General features: G+C 66.0%; 15 protein-coding genes. 9 read left to right on the plus strand and 6 right to left on the minus strand.

Annotation, left to right across the window (positions count from 1 at the left end):
• The first annotated feature begins 4 nt into the window (after positions 1-4).
• Positions 5-820, plus strand: coding sequence for a YfaP family protein (locus ACYCAX_RS09140; protein WP_015475808.1), 816 nt, complete (start codon positions 5-7; stop codon positions 818-820).
• 355 nt (positions 821-1,175) lie between these two features.
• Here the strand turns inward: ACYCAX_RS09140 and ACYCAX_RS09145 are convergent, their stop codons facing one another.
• Genes ACYCAX_RS09145 through gatC form a run of 5 tightly spaced genes read right to left on the minus strand, consistent with a single transcriptional unit; the run spans position 1,176 to position 5,233 of the window.
• Positions 1,176-1,565 carry a carboxymuconolactone decarboxylase family protein gene (locus ACYCAX_RS09145; RefSeq protein ID WP_015475809.1) on the minus strand — a complete coding sequence of 130 codons (390 nt, stop codon included), beginning with the start codon at positions 1,563-1,565 and terminating at the stop codon, positions 1,176-1,178.
• Positions 1,566-1,573: 8 nt separating this feature from the next.
• Positions 1,574-1,960, minus strand: a complete 387-nt coding sequence (locus ACYCAX_RS09150; protein ID WP_015475810.1) for a septal ring lytic transglycosylase RlpA family protein — start codon at positions 1,958-1,960, stop codon at positions 1,574-1,576.
• 54 nt (positions 1,961-2,014) lie between these two features.
• Positions 2,015-3,460 carry an Asp-tRNA(Asn)/Glu-tRNA(Gln) amidotransferase subunit GatB gene (gene gatB / locus ACYCAX_RS09155; protein WP_460247844.1) on the minus strand — a complete coding sequence of 482 codons (1,446 nt, stop codon included), beginning with the start codon at positions 3,458-3,460 and terminating at the stop codon, positions 2,015-2,017.
• A gap of 11 nt (positions 3,461-3,471) precedes the next feature.
• Positions 3,472-4,926 carry an Asp-tRNA(Asn)/Glu-tRNA(Gln) amidotransferase subunit GatA gene (gene gatA / locus ACYCAX_RS09160; RefSeq protein ID WP_086009547.1) on the minus strand — a complete coding sequence of 485 codons (1,455 nt, stop codon included), beginning with the start codon at positions 4,924-4,926 and terminating at the stop codon, positions 3,472-3,474.
• 19 nt (positions 4,927-4,945) lie between these two features.
• Positions 4,946-5,233 (minus strand): Asp-tRNA(Asn)/Glu-tRNA(Gln) amidotransferase subunit GatC, encoded by a 288-nt coding sequence (gatC, locus tag ACYCAX_RS09165; RefSeq protein WP_015475813.1) that lies wholly within the window; start codon positions 5,231-5,233, stop codon positions 4,946-4,948.
• 241 nt (positions 5,234-5,474) lie between these two features.
• Here gatC and mreB point away from each other — a divergent pair, with 241 nt between their 5' ends.
• From mreB to tldD, 8 genes are all read left to right on the plus strand, one after another.
• Positions 5,475-6,512, plus strand: coding sequence for a rod shape-determining protein MreB (mreB, locus tag ACYCAX_RS09170; protein ID WP_015475814.1), 1,038 nt, complete (start codon positions 5,475-5,477; stop codon positions 6,510-6,512).
• A 92-nt stretch (positions 6,513-6,604) separates the two neighbouring features.
• The gene (gene mreC, locus ACYCAX_RS09175; RefSeq protein ID WP_294974819.1) at positions 6,605-7,657 is read left to right on the plus strand and encodes a rod shape-determining protein MreC; all 1,053 of its coding nucleotides are present in this window, start codon (positions 6,605-6,607) and stop codon (positions 7,655-7,657) included.
• On the plus strand, positions 7,657-8,145 hold the full coding sequence (gene mreD / locus ACYCAX_RS09180) for a rod shape-determining protein MreD (RefSeq protein WP_015475816.1): 489 nt from the start codon (positions 7,657-7,659) through the stop codon (positions 8,143-8,145). The genes mreC and mreD overlap by 1 nt, the downstream gene beginning before the upstream one ends.
• A gap of 67 nt (positions 8,146-8,212) precedes the next feature.
• Positions 8,213-8,797: a Maf family protein gene (locus ACYCAX_RS09185; protein ID WP_460247846.1), complete on the plus strand. Its 585-nt coding sequence runs from the start codon at positions 8,213-8,215 to the stop codon at positions 8,795-8,797.
• A gap of 46 nt (positions 8,798-8,843) precedes the next feature.
• Positions 8,844-10,301 carry a ribonuclease G gene (rng, locus tag ACYCAX_RS09190; RefSeq protein ID WP_015475818.1) on the plus strand — a complete coding sequence of 486 codons (1,458 nt, stop codon included), beginning with the start codon at positions 8,844-8,846 and terminating at the stop codon, positions 10,299-10,301.
• Positions 10,302-10,459: 158 nt separating this feature from the next.
• Complete coding sequence (locus tag ACYCAX_RS09195; RefSeq protein WP_460247847.1) at positions 10,460-14,269, plus strand: YhdP family protein; 3,810 nt, start codon at positions 10,460-10,462, stop codon at positions 14,267-14,269.
• Between the two features lie 55 nt (positions 14,270-14,324).
• The gene (locus ACYCAX_RS09200; protein WP_460247848.1) at positions 14,325-15,173 is read left to right on the plus strand and encodes a carbon-nitrogen hydrolase family protein; all 849 of its coding nucleotides are present in this window, start codon (positions 14,325-14,327) and stop codon (positions 15,171-15,173) included.
• Between the two features lie 2 nt (positions 15,174-15,175).
• On the plus strand, positions 15,176-16,618 hold the full coding sequence (gene tldD / locus ACYCAX_RS09205; protein ID WP_460247849.1) for a metalloprotease TldD: 1,443 nt from the start codon (positions 15,176-15,178) through the stop codon (positions 16,616-16,618).
• A gap of 40 nt (positions 16,619-16,658) precedes the next feature.
• Here tldD and yjgA read toward each other — a convergent pair whose 3' ends face one another.
• A complete protein-coding gene (gene yjgA / locus ACYCAX_RS09210; RefSeq protein WP_015475822.1) occupies positions 16,659-17,183 on the minus strand; it encodes a ribosome biogenesis factor YjgA in 525 nt (174 codons plus the stop codon).
• Positions 17,184-17,250 lie beyond the last annotated feature (67 nt).

The raw sequence follows: 17,250 nt of genomic DNA on the forward strand, positions 1-17,250 counted from the left end.
CGTCATGAAACTCGCCCACGCCTTTCGCCTTTCCCTGCTCGCCAGCCTGTTGCCGTGGGGCGTGCAGGCCGCCGAATCCGCGATCCATTTCGACACGCCGGTGGCGGGCTGGCGCGCGGGCGATGGCGACAAGGCCGACTTCCGGCAGACGGTGAACTACCCGGCTTCGTCGGTGAATAGCCGCGCGGACCAGGCCGGAACCGCACGCATCCGTGGAGAGATTCGCTCGCTGCCCAAGGACAACAAGGACCCCGCGCGGCTGGTGGTGAATGGCGTGGCCATGCCGCTGAAGATCGATGCGGAGGGTGGTTTCGACCGGCCCTTCGCGTTCCCGGCGGGCACCAACAGTGTCGAGGTGATCTCGCCGGAGGGACAGCAGCGCAAGCGCGTGCAGTTCTACCACGGTGGTGGCGGCGGGGAGGTGCCGGCCAAGCTGCGAGTATTGCTGTCCTGGGACTCCGACAACACCGACCTGGACCTGCACCTGGTGACGCCCGACGGCGGGCATGTCTGGTATGGCAACCGCTCGCTGCCCAATGGCGCCGCCCAGGATGTCGATGTGACCACCGGCTACGGCCCGGAAATCATCGCCAGCCCGACCCCGCTCAAGGGCCAGTACCTGGTCTACGTGAACTACTACGGCGGTGGCTGGAGTTCGGATGAAAGCTCCGGCGACGTCAACGCGGCCAAGCCGCTGACCACGGCGCAGGTGACTATCGTCACGGAGGAGGGAACGGTGAACGAGAAGCAGGAGTCCTTCCTGATCCCGATGCGCCAGCCGGGTGAGCTGACGCTGGTGAAGCGGTTCAGTTATCCGTAAGGGCGCAACACCGCTTTTGGAGGCGTATTGCCTACTTGCTCTTGATCTTGATGACTTCCAGAGAAATCTCCGCGCACTCCGGAGCGCCCCTTCGCGGCGTGCCCCTGAAACTCCGATGGAACGAGGGAACCCCGACGGAGTCGGGGCCGGATGCAGGGGCAAGACCTTTGCCTCCTTTGGGGCGTTTGCCAAAGGAGGTCGCCCGAGGGGGCGAAACAAGAAGCCCCAGCGCACGCCGAAGCGGCGCAGAAGCACCCAAACAAAAGCGAAAAACATCGCGGAGAAGCTCCGCTCCTACGAGAGCTACTCCGAGCTCCGGACCAATGACTACGACTCTCGCCTATGGGGTGCAGGTTCAGGCCTTCTGGTCCGCCTGCCACGCCTCGATCACTTCCTGCGCCGCGCGGAAGGCGTCGATGGCGGCCGGAACCCCGGCGTAGACCGCGCAGTGCAGCAGCGCTTCGCGAATTTCCTCCACGGTGCAGCCGTTGTTCAGCGCACCGCGCACATGGCCTTTCAGCTCCTGCGGGCACTTCAGCGCGGTCAGTGCGGCCAGGGTGATCAGGCTGCGGGTCTTGCGCGGCAGGCCGTCGCGGTTCCACACGCCGCCCCAGGCGTGCTCGTTGACGAAGTCCTGCAGCGGCTGGGTGAACTCGGTGGCGTTGCCCAGGGCACGGTCGACGAAGGCGTCGCCCATCACTTCGCGGCGAACCTGCTCGCCGGCCTTGCGGTTGTCGGTGCTCATCCCCTCTCCTAGTCGAGGCTTTCCAGGCGCACCGGCGCGGTGCCGGAGCGCAACATGTTGAGTTGTTCGGCGGCGGCGCGCGATACGTCGATGATGCGGCCGCGGTGGAAGGGGCCGCGGTCGTTGATTCGCACCACGACGCTGCGGCCGTTGTTCAGGTTGGTGACCTTCACCCGGGTGCCGAAGGGCAGGGTGCGATGCGCGGCAGTCAGGGCGTGCTGGTTGAAGCGTTCGCCACTGGCGGTCTTCTTGCCGTGGTGGGCGCGTCCGTAATAGGACGCGGTGCCTTCGGCGCGGTAGCCGCGGCCGGAGACCTCCGTGTCACGGTCGTAAGACGGGGTGCTACAGCCGGCCAGCAGGGCCAGGCAGCCGGCAAGGGCCAAGGGGCGCAGCATCGAACCTCCGAACGAAAAAACGCCGGGCAAGCCCGGCGTCAATGAAGAGTGGGCTCAGCTTTCGAGTTTCTTCTTCAGCAATTCGTTCACTTGGCCAGGGTTGGCCTTGCCTTTCGAGGCTTTCATGGCCTGCCCGACGAAGAAGCCGAACATCTTGCCGCGCTTGGCTTCATCGCTGGCGCGGTACTGTTCGACCTGCTCGGCGTTGGCGGCCAGCACTTCGTCGAGCATCTTGTCGATGGCGCCGGTGTCGGTGACCTGCTTCAGGCCCTTGGCTTCGATGATCGCATCGGCCGAGCCTTCGCCGGCAGCCATCGCCTCGAAGACCATCTTGGCGATCTTGCCGGAGATGGTGTTGTCCTTGATGCGCAGGATCATGCCGCCCAGGTGCTCGGCGGAAACCGGCGACTGCTCGATTTCCAGGCCGTCCTTGTTGAGCAGGCTGGACAGCTCGCCCATCACCCAGTTGGCGGCGAGCTTGGCATCGGCGCAGATGGCCTGGACCTGTTCGAAGTAGTCGGCCATTTCGCGGCTGGCGGACAGCACGCTGGCGTCATAGGCGGACAGGCCGTACTGGCTTTCGAAGCGCTCGCGCTTCTGGTCCGGCAGTTCCGGCAACTGGCCGCGCAGTTCTTCGAGGAAGGCGCGCTCGATCACCACCGGCAGGAGGTCCGGGCAGGGGAAGTAACGGTAGTCGTTGGCTTCTTCCTTGCTGCGCATGGAGCGCGTTTCGTCCTTGTTCGGGTCGTACAGGCGGGTTTCCTGCACCACCTTGCCGCCGTCCTCGATCAGCTCGATCTGGCGCTGCACTTCGTGGTTGATCGCTTTCTCGATGAAGCGGAAGGAGTTCACGTTCTTGATCTCGGCACGGGTGCCGAACTCGGCCTGACCCTTGGGGCGCACCGAGACGTTGCAGTCGCAGCGCAGCGAGCCTTCGGCCATGTTGCCGTCGCAGATGCCCAGGTAGCGCACCAGCGCGTGGATCGCCTTGACGTAGGCGACGGCTTCCTTGGCGCTGCGGATGTCCGGCTCGGAGACGATCTCCAGCAGCGGAGTGCCGGCGCGGTTCAGGTCGATGCCGCTCATGCCGTGGAAGTCTTCGTGCAGGCTCTTGCCGGCGTCTTCTTCCAGGTGCGCGCGGGTGATGCCGACGCGCTTGACGGTGCCGTCTTCCAGGGTGATGTCCAGATGGCCCTTGCCAACGATGGGGTGGTCCATCTGGCTGGTCTGGTAGCCCTTGGGCAGGTCCGGGTAGAAGTAGTTCTTGCGCGCGAACACGTTGCGCTCGGCGATCTCGGCGTTGATCGCCAGGCCGAACTGGCAGGCCATGCGTACGGCTTCCTGGTTCAGCACCGGCAGCGTGCCGGGCATGGCCAGGTCGACCAGGCTGGCCTGGGTGTTCGGGGCGGCGCCGAAGGTGGTGGCGCTACCGGAGAAGATCTTCGATTGGGTGGAGAGCTGTGCGTGGATTTCCAGCCCGATCACGGTTTCCCATTGCATGTGTGTCGTCCTCAGAATCCAGCCGGTGCTTGTTTGTGCCAGTCGCTGACCAGTTGGTACTGGTGCGCGACGTTGAGCAGGCGGCCCTCCTGGAAGTACGGCGCGAGCAACTGGACACCCACCGGCAGGCCGTCGACGAAGCCGGCGGGCATGGACAGGCCCGGGATGCCGGCGAGGTTGGCGGTGATGGTGTAGATGTCTTCCAGGTACTGGGCGACCGGGTCGTTGTTCTTCTCGCCCAGTTTCCAGGCCGGGTTCGGCGTGGTCGGGCCGAGGATCACGTCGACTTCGGCGAAGGCGTTGGTGAAGTCGTTCTTGATCAGGCGGCGAATCTTCTGGGCCTTCAGGTAATACGCGTCGTAGTAGCCCGCGGAAAGCGCGTAGGTGCCGACCATGATGCGGTTCTTCACTTCAGCGCCGAAGCCTTCGGCGCGGGAGCGCTTGTACAGGTCCTGCAGATCCTTCGGGTCTTCGCAGCGGTAGCCGTAGCGTACACCGTCGAAGCGCGACAGGTTGGAGCTGGCTTCTGCGGGCGCGATCACATAATAGGCAGGGATCGCGTGCTGCATGTTCGGCAGGGAGATCTCCTTGACTACCGCGCCGAGCTGCTTGAGCTGCTCGACCACCTTCATCACCGCGTCGGCGATGCGGCTGTCCAGGCCGGCGCCGAAGTATTCCTTCGGCAGACCAATGCGCAAACCGCTCAGCGGCTTGGCCAGGGCGGCCAGGTAGTCGTCCACCGGCTGGTCGACGCAGGTGGAGTCCTTCGGATCGAAGCCGGCCATGGCGCCGAGCATCAGCGCGCAGTCCTCGGCGGTGCGGGCCAGCGGGCCGCCCTGGTCGAGGCTGGAGGCGTAGGCGATCATGCCCCAGCGCGATACGCGGCCGTAGGTCGGCTTGATGCCGGTGAGGTTGGTCAGCGCCGCCGGCTGGCGGATCGAGCCGCCGGTGTCGGTGCCGGTGGCGGCCGGGATCAGGCGCGCGGCCACGGCGGCGGCGGAGCCGCCGGAGGAGCCTCCCGGTACGCGGGAGGTGTCCCAGGGGTTCTTCACCGGGCCGTAGTGGCTGGATTCGTTGGCCGAGCCCATGGCGAACTCGTCCATGTTCAGCTTGCCCAGGCTCACGGTGCCGGCGTCGGCCAGGCGTTCGACGACGGTGGCGTCGTAGGGCGAGACGAAGGCGTCGAGAATCTTCGAGCCGCAGCTGGTGCGCACGCCCTGGGTGCAGAACAGGTCCTTGTGGGCGATCGGTGCGCCGAGCAGGGCGCCGGTCTCGCCTTTTGCGCGCCGTTCGTCGGCGGCCTTGGCCTGGGCCAGGGCGAGTTCTTCGGTGACGGTGATGAAACTGTTCAACTGCGGGTCGAGCTGCTGGATGCGCGCGAGCAGGGCAGTGGCCAGTTCCTGGGCGGAAAATTGCTTGTCGGCGAGTCCGCGGGCGACTTCGGCGAGGGTCAATTGATGCAACATATGTCCGTGTCCTTAGCGCTTACTCGATGACTTTCGGGACGAGGTAAAGGCCGTCTTCCACGGCCGGCGCGATGGCCTGGTAGGCTTCGCGGCGGTTCTCCTCGGTGACTGCGTCGGCGCGCAGGCGCTGCGTGGCCTCCAGCGGGTGGGCCAGGGGCTCCACGCCGTCGGTGTCGACCGCCTGCATGGCGTCGATCAGGCCGAGGATGTTGTTCAGGGTGTCGGTGGTGCGCGAAATGTCGGCTTCCTCCAGGCCCAGGCGGGCGAGGTGGGCGATCTTTTCCACGTCGGAGCGTTCAAGCGCCATCGGGGTCTCCAGCTAGAGCAGCCAGGCTCCAACTGGTCCTGGCCGGACAGAATTTTGGGGGCAGGGAACAGAACCCGCGGCAGACGGTCGAAGGCCGCTGGGACGGGCGCTGCAGGCCCGGAAAAACGAGGAATCTAGCATAAATTGCCGCCTTGCCCAAAATCCCCGTGATTGTTAGAGTTTGCCGCACTTTTTTACCCGCGCATTTTTCACCCACGCTCCACCTACGGGTTTCTTTCCAATGTTCAAAAAACTGCGTGGCATGTTTTCCAGTGATCTGTCGATCGACCTGGGCACTGCCAATACCCTTATTTATGTGCGCGAGCGCGGCATCGTCCTGAACGAACCGTCCGTGGTCGCCATCCGTAGCCACGGCAGCCAGAAGAGCGTGGTAGCAGTCGGTACCGAAGCCAAGCGCATGCTCGGCCGTACCCCGGGCAATATTGCCGCCATTCGTCCGATGAAGGACGGTGTGATCGCCGACTTCAGCGTCTGCGAGAAGATGCTGCAGTACTTCATCAACAAGGTGCACGAGAACAGCTTCCTGCAGCCCAGCCCGCGTGTGCTGATCTGCGTACCGTGCAAGTCCACCCAGGTGGAACGTCGCGCCATCCGTGAATCGGCCCTGGGCGCCGGTGCACGCGAGGTGTACCTGATCGAGGAGCCGATGGCCGCAGCCATCGGCGCCGGCCTGCCGGTGGAAGAGGCCCGTGGTTCCATGGTCGTCGACATCGGCGGCGGCACCACCGAGATCGCCCTGATCTCCCTCAACGGTGTGGTCTACGCCGAATCCGTCCGCGTCGGCGGCGACCGCTTCGACGAAGCCATCGTCACCTACGTGCGCCGCAACTACGGCAGCCTGATCGGCGAATCCACCGCCGAGCGCATCAAGCAGGAAATCGGTACCGCCTATCCGGGCGGCGAAGTCCGCGAAGTCGACGTCCGTGGCCGCAACCTGGCCGAAGGCGTACCGCGCAGCTTCACCCTGAACTCCAACGAAGTGCTCGAAGCGCTGCAGGAATCCCTGGCGACCATCGTCCAGGCGGTCAAGAGTGCCCTGGAGCAGTCCCCGCCGGAACTGGCTTCCGACATCGCCGAGCGCGGCCTGGTGCTGACCGGTGGTGGCGCGTTGCTGCGCGACCTGGACAAGCTGCTGGCCCAGGAAACCGGCCTGCCGGTGATCGTCGCCGAAGACCCGCTGACCTGTGTCGCCCGTGGCGGCGGCAAGGCGCTGGAGATGATGGACCGTCATTCGATGGACCTGCTTTCCACCGAATAAGGTGGGGAGCCCTGTAGAGGTCGGTTGACGTTTGCCAGCCCGTGGCAACACTTCAACCGACCCCGAACAGCTAGGAGCCGGTCATCAAACCGATATTCTCCAAAGGGCCCTCGCTGGGCGCGCGCCTGTTGGTGCTCGCTGTCCTGTCGGTCGCCTTGATGGTGGTCGATGCCCGCTTCGATTATCTGAAACCGGTACGCAGCCAGATGGGCCTCGTGCTGAGTCCCTTCTATGGCATCGCCGATTTCCCGGTTCGTGCCTGGGAAGGCGTGCGTGACCAGTTCACCAGCCGCAGCGAGCTGCTGGCCGAGAACGAGCGCCTGAAGGCCGAGCAACTGCTGATGCAGCGCCGCCTGCAGAAGCTGGCCACCCTCACCGAACAGAACGTGCGCCTGCGCGAGTTGCTCAACTCCTCTGCCCTGGTCGACGACAAGGTGCTGGTGGGCGAGCTGATCGGCGTCGACCCGAACCCCTTCACTCAGCGCATCCTGATCGACAAGGGCGAGAAGGACGGCGTGTTCCAGGGCCAGCCGGTGCTCGATGCCAGCGGCCTGATGGGCCAGGTGGTCGAGGTGATGCCCTACACCGCCCGCGTGCTGCTGCTGACCGATACCACCCACAGCATCCCGGTACAGGTGAACCGCAATGGCCTGCGCGCCATCGCCGTGGGCACCGGCAACCCGGAACGCCTGGAGCTGCGCTACGTCGCCGATACCGCCGACATCAAGGAAGGCGACCTGCTGGTCAGCTCCGGCCTGGGGCAGCGCTTCCCGGCCGGCTATCCGGTGGCCACCGTCAAGGAAGTGCTGCACGATACCGGCGCGCCATTCGCCACCATTCGTGCGGTACCTACCGCGAAGATGAACCGCAGCCGCTACGTGCTGCTGGTGTTCACCGACAGCCGTACGCCCGAGCAGCGCGCCACCGATGCCGCCGAAGCCCAGGCGGAGGCCGATCGCAAGGCCGCCGAGTCTGGCGCACCGGCTCAACCAGGCGACGCCGCGCCCGCCGCTCCGGCGCAGGACGCCACGCATCCGACCGCTCCGGCCGCGCCCTCCGCCCAGCCCGAGCATCCGGCGGGCAGCACTGGCGCCGCGCCTGTCGTACCGGCTCCGGCGCATCCTGAAGCAAGGAGTCGCCACTGATGGCTGCCCAAGGCTCGCGAAACGGCTGGGCGATCTGGCTCAGCCTGGTCCTGGGGCTGCTGCTCTCGGTGGCGCCGATGCCCGGCTTCATGGAGATCGGCCGTCCGCTGTGGCTGGCGATGTTCCTGACCTACTGGGTGCTCTACCTGCCGCACAAGGTCGGCATGCTCAGCGCCTGGGTGCTGGGGCTCGCCGAGGATGTGCTGTACGGCACCCTGCTGGGGCAGAACGCATTGATCCTCAGCCTGATCATTTTCCTGGTGCTGTCGTTGCATCAGCGCTTGCGGATGTTCCCCATCTGGCAACAGTGCCTGGTGTTGCTGGTGGTGTTCGGCCTGGCGCAACTGGTCCAGCTATGGATCAGCGCGTTGACCGGCAACCGCCCGCCGACCCTGGTGTTCCTGCTGCCGGCGCTGGTCAGTGCCTTGCTCTGGCCGTGGGTCTATACGCTGCTCCGGGCCCTGCGTCTGCGCCTGAACATCAACTGAGGCCCCGCTGCGGGGCGTTTCGTCGGGTCTGGTGCCAACTGCATCGGGCCGGCTTCGGGAGTCTCTGATGTCCCAGCTGTACCTCGCTTCCAGCTCGCCGCGTCGCCGCGAGCTGCTGACCCAGATCGGTCTGCCGTTCCATATCGTGCCTGCTTCCGTCGACGAAGCGCCCCACGCCGACGAGTCGGCTGTCGCGTATGTCGAGCGGCTGGCGCGTGAAAAGGCCCAGGCGGGACTGCATTTCCTGGCCCAGCGGGCGGATGTCTGTGTGCTGGGGGCCGATACCGCTGTCGTGCTCGACGGGCGCATCCTCGGCAAACCGGCCGATCGCGCCGAGGCACTGGCGATGCTCCAGGCGCTGTCCGGCCGTGAACACGAAGTGCTCACCGCGGTGGCAGTGGCCAATCGCGACCGCTGTGAAGCGCGGGTGGTGAGCAGTCGGGTAACTTTCCGTAGCGTTTCGATGGAAGAGGCCGAACGCTACTGGGACACTGGCGAGCCCCATGACAAAGCCGGTGGCTATGCTATCCAGGGGCTCGCGGCGGTCTTCGTCAGCCGCGTGGAGGGCAGCTACAGCGCCGTGGTCGGCCTGCCCCTGTGCGAAACGGCTGCATTGCTGGCTGACTTCTCCATCCCTTGCTGGCAGTCTTGATCACGAAGTAGCGCTGCACGACTCCGGGCGCGATAAGGAAGGGCGCATGAGCGAAGAGATCCTGATCAATATCACGCCGATGGAATCGCGCGTGGCGGTGGTGGAGAACGGCGTCCTGCAGGAGGTTCACGTCGAGCGCACGTTGCGCCGCGGGATAGTCGGCAACATTTACAAGGGCAAGGTCGTGCGCGTGCTGCCGGGCATGCAGGCGGCCTTCGTCGACATCGGCCTGGAACGTGCGGCGTTCATTCACGCGGCGGAGATTTCCACCCGCGAAGGCAGCGCCGTGGAGAGCATCAGCGCGCTGGTGCACGAGGGCCAGAGCCTGGTGGTGCAAGTCACCAAGGACCCCATTGGCACCAAGGGCGCGCGCCTGACCACTCATCTGTCGATCCCGTCGCGCTACCTGGTCTACATGCCGCGCACCAGCCACGTTGGCATTTCCCTGAAGATCGAAGACGAAGTCGAGCGCGAGCGCCTCAAGCAGGTGGTGGCCAACTGCGTGAAGACCGAAGGCATCGTCGAGCAGGGTGGGTTCATCCTGCGCACCGCCGCTGAAGGTGCCGGGGAGGACGAAATCCTTGCCGATATCCGTTATCTGCGCCGCCTGTGGGACCAGATCGCCGCACAGATCCAGACCGTTGGCGCGCCGACCCTGATCTACGAGGACCTGTCCCTGGCCCTGCGCACCCTGCGCGACCTGGTCAATCCGCGCATCGAGAAGATCCGCGTCGATTCCCGGGAGAACTTCCAGAAGATCACGCAGTTCGTCGAAGAACTGATGCCGGAAATCGCCGACCGCCTGGAGCACTACCCCGGCGAGCGACCGATCTTCGATCTCTACGGCGTCGAGGACGAGGTGCAGAAGGCGCTGGAGCGCAAGGTGCTGCTCAAGTCCGGCGGCTACCTGATCATCGACCCGACCGAGGCGATGACCACCATCGACGTGAACACCGGCGCCTTCGTCGGCCACCGCAACCTCGAAGAGACCATCTTCAAGACCAACCTCGAGGCCGCCACCGCCATCGCCCGCCAGCTGCGCCTGCGCAACCTGGGCGGGATCATCATCATCGACTTCATCGACATGGAAGACGAGGAGCACCGCCGCCAGGTCCTGCGGACCCTGGAGAAGCAGCTCGAACGCGACCATGCCAAGACCAACATCATCGGCATCACCGAGCTGGGTCTGGTGCAGATGACTCGCAAGCGTACCCGCGAAAGCCTGGTGCAGGTGCTCTGCGAGCCCTGCCCGAGCTGCCAGGGACGCGGCATGCTGAAGACCGCCGAAACCATCTGCTACGAGATCTTCCGCGAGATCCTTCGCGAGGCGCGCGCCTACCAGGCCAATTCCTACCTGGTGCTGGCCAACCAGAAGGTGGTGGATCGCCTGCTCGACGAGGAGTCGGGCAACGTCGCCGATCTGGAAGTCTTCATCGGCCGCACCATCAAGTTCCAGGTCGAGGCCATGTATTCCCAGGAACAGTACGACGTTGTCCTGCTTTGAGAGGCAGGCCCCAATGTCTTGGTTTTACGCAGGAGGCCGCTCTGGAACGGGCGGTTGTGGAGCTTTCGATGACGCACACTGTCAGACGGGGTTCGCTACTGCATGGCTGGGAGCCAGCACCATGACCGATTACCTTCTGCCAAGAGCGCCGGCCTGACATGTGGCGCCTGTTCGCGACGTCACTGCGGGTGATCCTGGGGCTGCTGGCCCTGGGACTGGTTCTGCTCGCGCTGTACGTCAGCCTTGGCCGGCAACTGGTACCGTTGGTGGCCGAGTACCGCGACGATCTGGCGCAGCAGGCCAGTGCCCAGCTCGGTCTGCCGGTGACCATTGGCGGGCTCGAAGGCCACTGGCAGGATTTCGGCCCGATCATCGTGGTGCGCGATATCCAGCTGGGCGATGGCAACGACGCGCTGCGCCTGGAGCGCGTGCGCCTGACGCCCGACATCCTCGGCAGCCTGATGGCCCGCCAGCCACGTATCGACAGCCTGGCGCTGGAGGGCCTGCAACTCACCCTGCGGGAAGACGGGCAGGGGCAGTGGCAGGTCGATGGCCTGCCCAGCCGTGGCGGCGACACCGATCCGCGCAAGCTGATCGACCTTCTGCTGGCGCCGCGCCGCCTGTCCCTGATGGACAGCCAACTGACCGTGCTGCCGCAAGGCGCGGAGCCGCTGTCGCTGAGCTACGTCGGCATGACGCTGCACAGCGGCAGCCGCCAGCACCTCGATGCGCGCCTGACGCTGCCGGGCGGCGAGCCCGTCGCGGCCCGGCTGGAAACCCGCCTGAATCGCGACGACTGGCGGCAGAGCTCGGCGCAGGCCTACCTGAGCCTGCCGCAGACGGACTGGTCGAAGTGGCTGCCCGAGCGTCTGACCGGTGCCTGGAAACTCTCCGAACTCAAGGCGGGCGGCGAGTTCTGGGCGACGATCGAGAAGGGCGTAGCGGTGTCGGGTGTTGCGCGTCTCAATGCGCCCGCGATCAAGGTCGGGCTGGGCGAGCAGAAGCCAGTCAGCCTGGGCGACTTCGGCGTGAGCCTGTATTACCAGCGCAACGGCGAGGACTTCGACCTGCGTGTCGCCGACCTGGCGGCCAACCTGGGGGATACCCGCTGGGGCGAGGTAGAGTTGTCCCTGGCGCGGCGGATGAAGGGCGAGGAACACTGGCAACTGCAGGCCGATCGCCTCGACCTGACGCCGCTGGGCCCCATGATCACCGCCCTGGCGCCGCTGCCGGAGAAGGTTGTCGAGTGGCTCGACGGCCTGAAGCCGAGGGGCGTGCTGCATAACGTCAACTTCGACTACTGGCCCGGGCGCGAAGGCGCGGAGCGCGTGGCCTATGCCGCCAACCTGGAGAAGGTGGGCGTCAGCGCGTTCCATGAGGTTCCCGCAGTGGCCAACGTCGACGGCACCTTCAGCGGCAACCTCGGTGGCGGCCAGCTGGATGCCTCGGCGCAGGACTTCATGCTGCACCTGGCGACCCTGTTCCCCGAGCCTTGGCATTACCGCAGCGCCCATGCGCGCCTGTTCTTCCAGCTGAACGACGAGGCCTTCACCCTCGGCAGCCGCCTGATGAAGGTCGAGGGCGAGGAGGGCAACCTCGCCGGCGACATGCTGGTCCGCCTGATGCGCGACCCGGCCCGGGAAGACTACATGGACCTGCGGGTCGGCATGAGCAATGGCGACGCGCGCTTCACCAGCAAGTACCTGCCCACCGTCATTCCACAGATGAGCAAGGACCTTGCCGCCTGGCTCAAGGGCTCGATCAAGGGCGGGCGCATCGAACAGGGTTACTTCCTCTGGCAGGGCTCGCTGCAGAAGGGTTCGGCGCCCGAGGCGCACGCCATGAGTCTGTACTTCAAGGTCCACGACGGCGTGCTCGACTACCAGCCGGGCTGGCCGGGGTTGAGCAAGGCCGAAGGCGAGGTGCGGGTGGAGGACAGCGGCGTGAGCGTCACCGCGCGCTCCGGCCAGATCCTGCAGAGCCAGGTGCGCAATGTATCGGTGGAGATCCCCCATGTGCCGAGCGGCGAGGTTTCCCACCTGCACGTCGACGGCGACATCGACAGCAGCCTCGACGATGGCCTGAAGATCCTCCAGGACTCGCCCATCGGCGCCCAGCACACCTTCGAGGGCTGGACCGGCGAAGGCAGCCTTGCGGGGCATCTCAAGCTGGACATCCCGCTGGCCAAGGAACAGGCCCGGCAGGCGCGGGTGATCGTCGATTTCGCCACCGAGTCCGCGCGGTTGAAGATCGCCAAGCCTGAGCTTGGTCTCGAACAGCTCAAGGGCAAGTTTCGTTACGACACCGACAGTGGCCTGAGCGCGCAGAATGTCTCGGCCCAGGCGCTGGGGACCCGGATCACCGGCAGCATCCGTGCCGAAGGACGCAGTGGCGCGCCGCGCACGCGGGTGCTGGTGGGCGGGCAGATGCCGATGAAGACCCTGCTGGACTGGGGCAAGGTGCAGCAGCAGTTGCCGGTGGACGGTCGCATTCCGTTCCAGATGAACCTGTTGCTGGACGGCAAGGACAGCCAGTTGCAGGTTGCCTCCAACCTGCAGGGCGTCAACATCGATTTGCCCGCGCCCTTCGGCAAGACCGCCGCCGAGACTCGGGACAGCGAGTGGCGCATGACCCTCGATGGCGCCGAACGGCGTTACTGGGCAACCTATGGCGACCGCGCCAGCCTGGCCTATGCCGCCCCGGCGGACAAGCCTCTCGCCGGACGAGGGGTATTGCGCCTGGGCGCCGATCCGGCGGTACTGCCGAACTGGAATGGCCTGCAGGTGCGCGGTCGCGTCGACACCGTGGACGGCGATGCCTGGCAGGCCGTGCTGAAGAAATACGCCGGTACCGGTGTCCAGGGCGCTGCCGGCCTGTTGCGCGGCGCCGATCTGCAGATCGATCATTTCAAGGGCTTCGGCCAGTCCCTGGACAATCTCAGCGTCGATCTCGCCCGCGTCGACAGCAGTTGGCAGCTGGGGCTGGTCAGCTCGCTGGTATCCGGCAAGATCACGGTGCCCGACGGCGGCAGCCGGCCGATCCTGGTCCAGCTCGAACGCATCGACCTGCCGAAGGGTGAGGCCATCGATTCACCCGGCGCCGTGGAGGCGCCCGATCCGATGGCCAACATCGATCCGCGTTCGCTGCCGGCGATGGACGTTTCGATTCGTCAGGTCATCAAGGCCGGCAAACCGGTTGGTGCCTGGAGCTTCAATCTGCGGCCGACGCCGACCGGCGCGAGCTTCAACAATGTGGCGCTCGACCTGCGTGGATTGGCGGTCAAGGGGACGTTGCGCTGGGATGGTGCGGCCGGCGCATCGCGCAGCAACTTCGAGGGGCGACTGGACGGCAAGAACCTCGCCGATGTACTCACCGCCTGGGACTTCGCGCCCAGTGTCACCAGCGAACGTTTTCGTGTCGACATCAACGGGAACTGGCCGGGATCGCCGGCTGCGCTGAATCTGCGGCGTTTCGGCGGCACGGTGGATGCCAACATGCGCAAGGGGCAGTTCGTCGAGGTGGAAGGCGGAGCCAATGCCTTGCGCGTGTTCGGTCTGCTCAACTTCAACGCCATCAACCGCCGCCTGCGCCTGGACTTCTCCGACCTGCTGGGCAAGGGGCTGAGCTACGACCGGGTGAAGGGCGTGCTCACGGCCAGCGATGGCGTCTACTTCACGCGCGAGCCGCTGCACCTGAGCGGGCCGTCGAGCAACCTGGAGTTGAACGGGACGCTGGACCTGGCCCACGACCAGATCGATGCGAAGCTGCTGGTGACCCTGCCGGTGACCAACAACCTGCCGCTGGCGGCGCTGATCGTCGGCGCGCCGGCCATCGGTGGCGCCTTGTTCGTGGTGGACAAGCTGCTGGGCGACAAGGTGGCGCGCTTCGCCAGCGTGCAGTACAGCGTGAAAGGCCCCTGGCAGAGCCCGGCCATCACCTTCGAGAAGCCCTTCGAAAAACCCCATTGAGCAGAGTCGTCGGGCATCGGTTAGCATGAAACCCATGAGACAGCCGGAGCCCAGCATGTCCATTGCCGTCATTCAGATGGTCAGCCAGGACGATGTCCTGGCCAATCTCAGCGCCGCTTGTCGCCTGCTGGAGCAGGCGGCGGAGAGTGGCGCGCGCCTTGCCGTCCTGCCGGAAAACTTCGCCGCGATGGGGCGCCGCGATCTTGCCGATCTCGGCCGCGCCGAGGCGCAAGGGCAGGGACCGATCCTGCCCTGGTTGAAAAGCACTGCCCGCGACCTCAGGTTGTGGATAGTAGCCGGTACCCTGCCGTTGCCGCCGGCTGGCCAGCCGGACGCCAAGGCCAATGCCTGCTCGCTGCTGGTCGATGACCAGGGCGAGGTGGCGGCGCGCTACGACAAGTTGCACCTGTTCGACGTGGACGTCGCCGACGCCCGTGGCCGCTATCGCGAGTCGGACGACTACGCCTTCGGCCGGCGCGTGGTGGTGGCCGATACCCCGGTCGGGCGCCTGGGGCTGACGGTCTGCTACGACCTGCGCTTCCCCGAGCTCTACACCGCGCTGCGCGAGGCCGGCGCGGAGCTGATCACGGCCCCGGCGGCCTTCACCGCGGTGACCGGTGCGGCACACTGGGAAGTCCTCATCCGGGCCCGCGCCATCGAGACCCAGTGCTACCTGCTGGCGGCCGGGCAGGGCGGTACCCATCCCAAAGGCCGGGAGACCTGGGGGCAGTCGGCCATTGTCGATCCCTGGGGGCGTATCCTGGCCGAACAGGCCAAGGGCGAGGCCGTACTGCTGGCCGAGCGCGACAGCGAGGAACAGGCGGCGGTCCGGCAGCGCATGCCGATTGCCCGGCACAGACGATTTTTCCCGCCGGTCGAACCGCGACCGGCGCGTACGGAGTAGATATGAGCGAACTGTTGTCATCCGTCAGCCAGCACCTGCTGGCCCCCGGTGGTCTGGATATCGAGCGGTTGTCGCCGGTGCTGCACGAACTCAGCGGCCCGGGCATCGATGCTGCCGACCTGTACTTCCAGAGCCAGGTCTCCGAGTCCTGGATGCTCGAGGACGGCATCGTCAAGGAAGGCAGCTTCCACATGGACCAGGGCGTCGGCGTGCGTGCTCAGTCCGGCGAGAAGACCGGCTTCGCCTACAGCAACGCGATCACCCACGAAGCGCTGGTCCAGGCCGCCCACGCGGCGCGCTCGATTTCCCGGGCCGGCCAGAGTGGCAAGGTGCAGGCCTTCAGCGCCGTGGCGCCGCAGCGTCTGTACGCCGGCGAGAATCCGCTGGATGTGCTCAGTCGCGCGGAAAAGGTGGAACTGCTGCAGAAGATCGACGCCGCTACCCGCGCCCTCGACCCGCGCATCCAGCAGGTCACCGTGAGTCTCGCCGGCGTCTGGGACCAGGTACTGGTTGCTGCGACGGATGGTTCGCTGGCGGCGGACATCCGTCCGCTGGTGCGTTTCAACGTCAGCGTCATCGTCGAACAGAACGGCCGTCGCGAGCGTGGCGGCCACGGCGGCGGCGGACGTACCGACTACAAGTATTTCCTCCAGGAAGACCGTGCCATGAGCTACGCCCGCGAGGCGTTGCGCCAGGCACTGGTCAACCTCGAAGCCGTTCCCGCGCCGGCCGGCAGCCTGCCGGTGGTGATGGGCGCCGGCTGGTCCGGGGTGCTGCTGCACGAAGCAGTGGGTCACGGCCTGGAAGGTGATTTCAACCGCAAGGGCAGCTCGGCCTACAGCGGCCGGATGGGCGAGAAGGTCGCTTCCAGCCTGTGCACCATCGTCGACGACGGCACCTTGGCCGGCCGCCGCGGTTCGCTGTCGGTGGACGACGAAGGCACGCCGACCAACTGCAACGTGCTGATCGAGAACGGCATCCTCAAGGGCTACATGCAGGACAAGCTCAACGCCCGCCTGATGGGCGTGGCACGCACCGGCAACGGTCGCCGCGAGTCCTATGCGCACCTGCCGATGCCGCGCATGACCAACACCTACATGCTGGCCGGGCAGAGCGAACCGGAAGAGATCATCGCCAGCGTCGAGCGCGGTATCTACTGCGCCAACCTCGGCGGCGGCCAGGTGGACATCACCAGCGGCAAGTTCGTCTTCGCCACCAGCGAGGCCTACCTGATCGAGAACGGCAAGATCACCCGCCCGGTGAAGGGCGCGACCCTGATCGGCAACGGTCCGGAAGTGATGAGCCGGGTGTCCATGGTCGGCAACGACCTGGCGCTGGACAGCGGCGTGGGCACCTGCGGCAAGGACGGCCAGTCCGTGCCGGTCGGTGTCGGTCAGCCGACCCTGAAGATCGACGCGATCACTGTCGGCGGCACGGGCGCCTGAGGTCGTTGCCGGTGAGGCAGGAAGGGAAGGGCGCGGCTGCTCAACGCAGGCCGCGTTTGACCTCGTCCAGCTCGCGGATGTACTTGAAGATCTTCCGCGCCGCCGCCGGAGGCTTGTTGTGAGCAGCCTCGTGCTGGGCGTGGCGGATCAGTTGGAGCAGATGCTGGCGGTCGCTTTCGGGGTATTCGCCGAAGAAAGCGGACAGTGCCGCGTCACCGCCGCTGATCAGGTGGTCGCGCCAGCGCTCCAGGGCGTGAAAGCGTTCGTTGTACTGGCGGGTCGAGGTGTCTACCTGATCCAGCAGCGCGACGATGGCGTCGATGTCCTGGTCGCGCATCAGCTTGCCGATGAACTGCCGGTGGCGCTTCTTGGCGGCGTTGGCCTTGTGCTTGGGTGCTTCGTCCAGTGCGCGGCGCAGCGGATCGGTGAGCGGCATGCGCTCCAGCAGGTCCGGCTTGAGCGTCGTCAGGCGCTCGCCGAGGTCCTGCAGGGCGTGCAGCTCGCGTTTGACTTGCGACTTGCTCTTCTCTTCGAAGAGCGAGTCGTCATCGTGAATTTCAGCCATGGCGGGAGTCTCGTAGAAAACGCCGCCATGATAACGAGTCGAGGGCCGCTTGTCCGGCCCGGCCGGT

This window comes from Pseudomonas sp. MT3 (assembly GCF_054720805.1).

Bases quoted from the DNA above. Each gene is read 5' to 3' on its own strand.
- ACYCAX_RS09145 (WP_015475809.1), bottom strand. From the start codon at position 1,565: ATGAGCACCGACAACCGCAAGGCCGGCGAGCAGGTTCGCCGCGAAGTG.
- ACYCAX_RS09150 (WP_015475810.1), bottom strand. From the start codon at position 1,960: ATGCTGCGCCCCTTGGCCCTTGCCGGCTGCCTGGCCCTGCTGGCCGGC.
- tldD (WP_460247849.1), top strand. From the start codon at position 15,176: ATGAGCGAACTGTTGTCATCCGTCAGCCAGCACCTGCTGGCCCCCGGT.
- gatB (WP_460247844.1), bottom strand. From the start codon at position 3,460: ATGCAATGGGAAACCGTGATCGGGCTGGAAATCCACGCACAGCTCTCC.
- gatA (WP_086009547.1), bottom strand. From the start codon at position 4,926: ATGTTGCATCAATTGACCCTCGCCGAAGTCGCCCGCGGACTCGCCGAC.
- ACYCAX_RS09195 (WP_460247847.1), top strand. From the start codon at position 10,460: ATGTGGCGCCTGTTCGCGACGTCACTGCGGGTGATCCTGGGGCTGCTG.
- ACYCAX_RS09185 (WP_460247846.1), top strand. From the start codon at position 8,213: ATGTCCCAGCTGTACCTCGCTTCCAGCTCGCCGCGTCGCCGCGAGCTG.
- ACYCAX_RS09200 (WP_460247848.1), top strand. From the start codon at position 14,325: ATGTCCATTGCCGTCATTCAGATGGTCAGCCAGGACGATGTCCTGGCC.
- yjgA (WP_015475822.1), bottom strand. From the start codon at position 17,183: ATGGCTGAAATTCACGATGACGACTCGCTCTTCGAAGAGAAGAGCAAG.
- gatC (WP_015475813.1), bottom strand. From the start codon at position 5,233: ATGGCGCTTGAACGCTCCGACGTGGAAAAGATCGCCCACCTCGCCCGC.
- rng (WP_015475818.1), top strand. From the start codon at position 8,844: ATGAGCGAAGAGATCCTGATCAATATCACGCCGATGGAATCGCGCGTG.
- ACYCAX_RS09140 (WP_015475808.1), top strand. From the start codon at position 5: ATGAAACTCGCCCACGCCTTTCGCCTTTCCCTGCTCGCCAGCCTGTTG.
- mreD (WP_015475816.1), top strand. From the start codon at position 7,657: ATGGCTGCCCAAGGCTCGCGAAACGGCTGGGCGATCTGGCTCAGCCTG.
- mreB (WP_015475814.1), top strand. From the start codon at position 5,475: ATGTTCAAAAAACTGCGTGGCATGTTTTCCAGTGATCTGTCGATCGAC.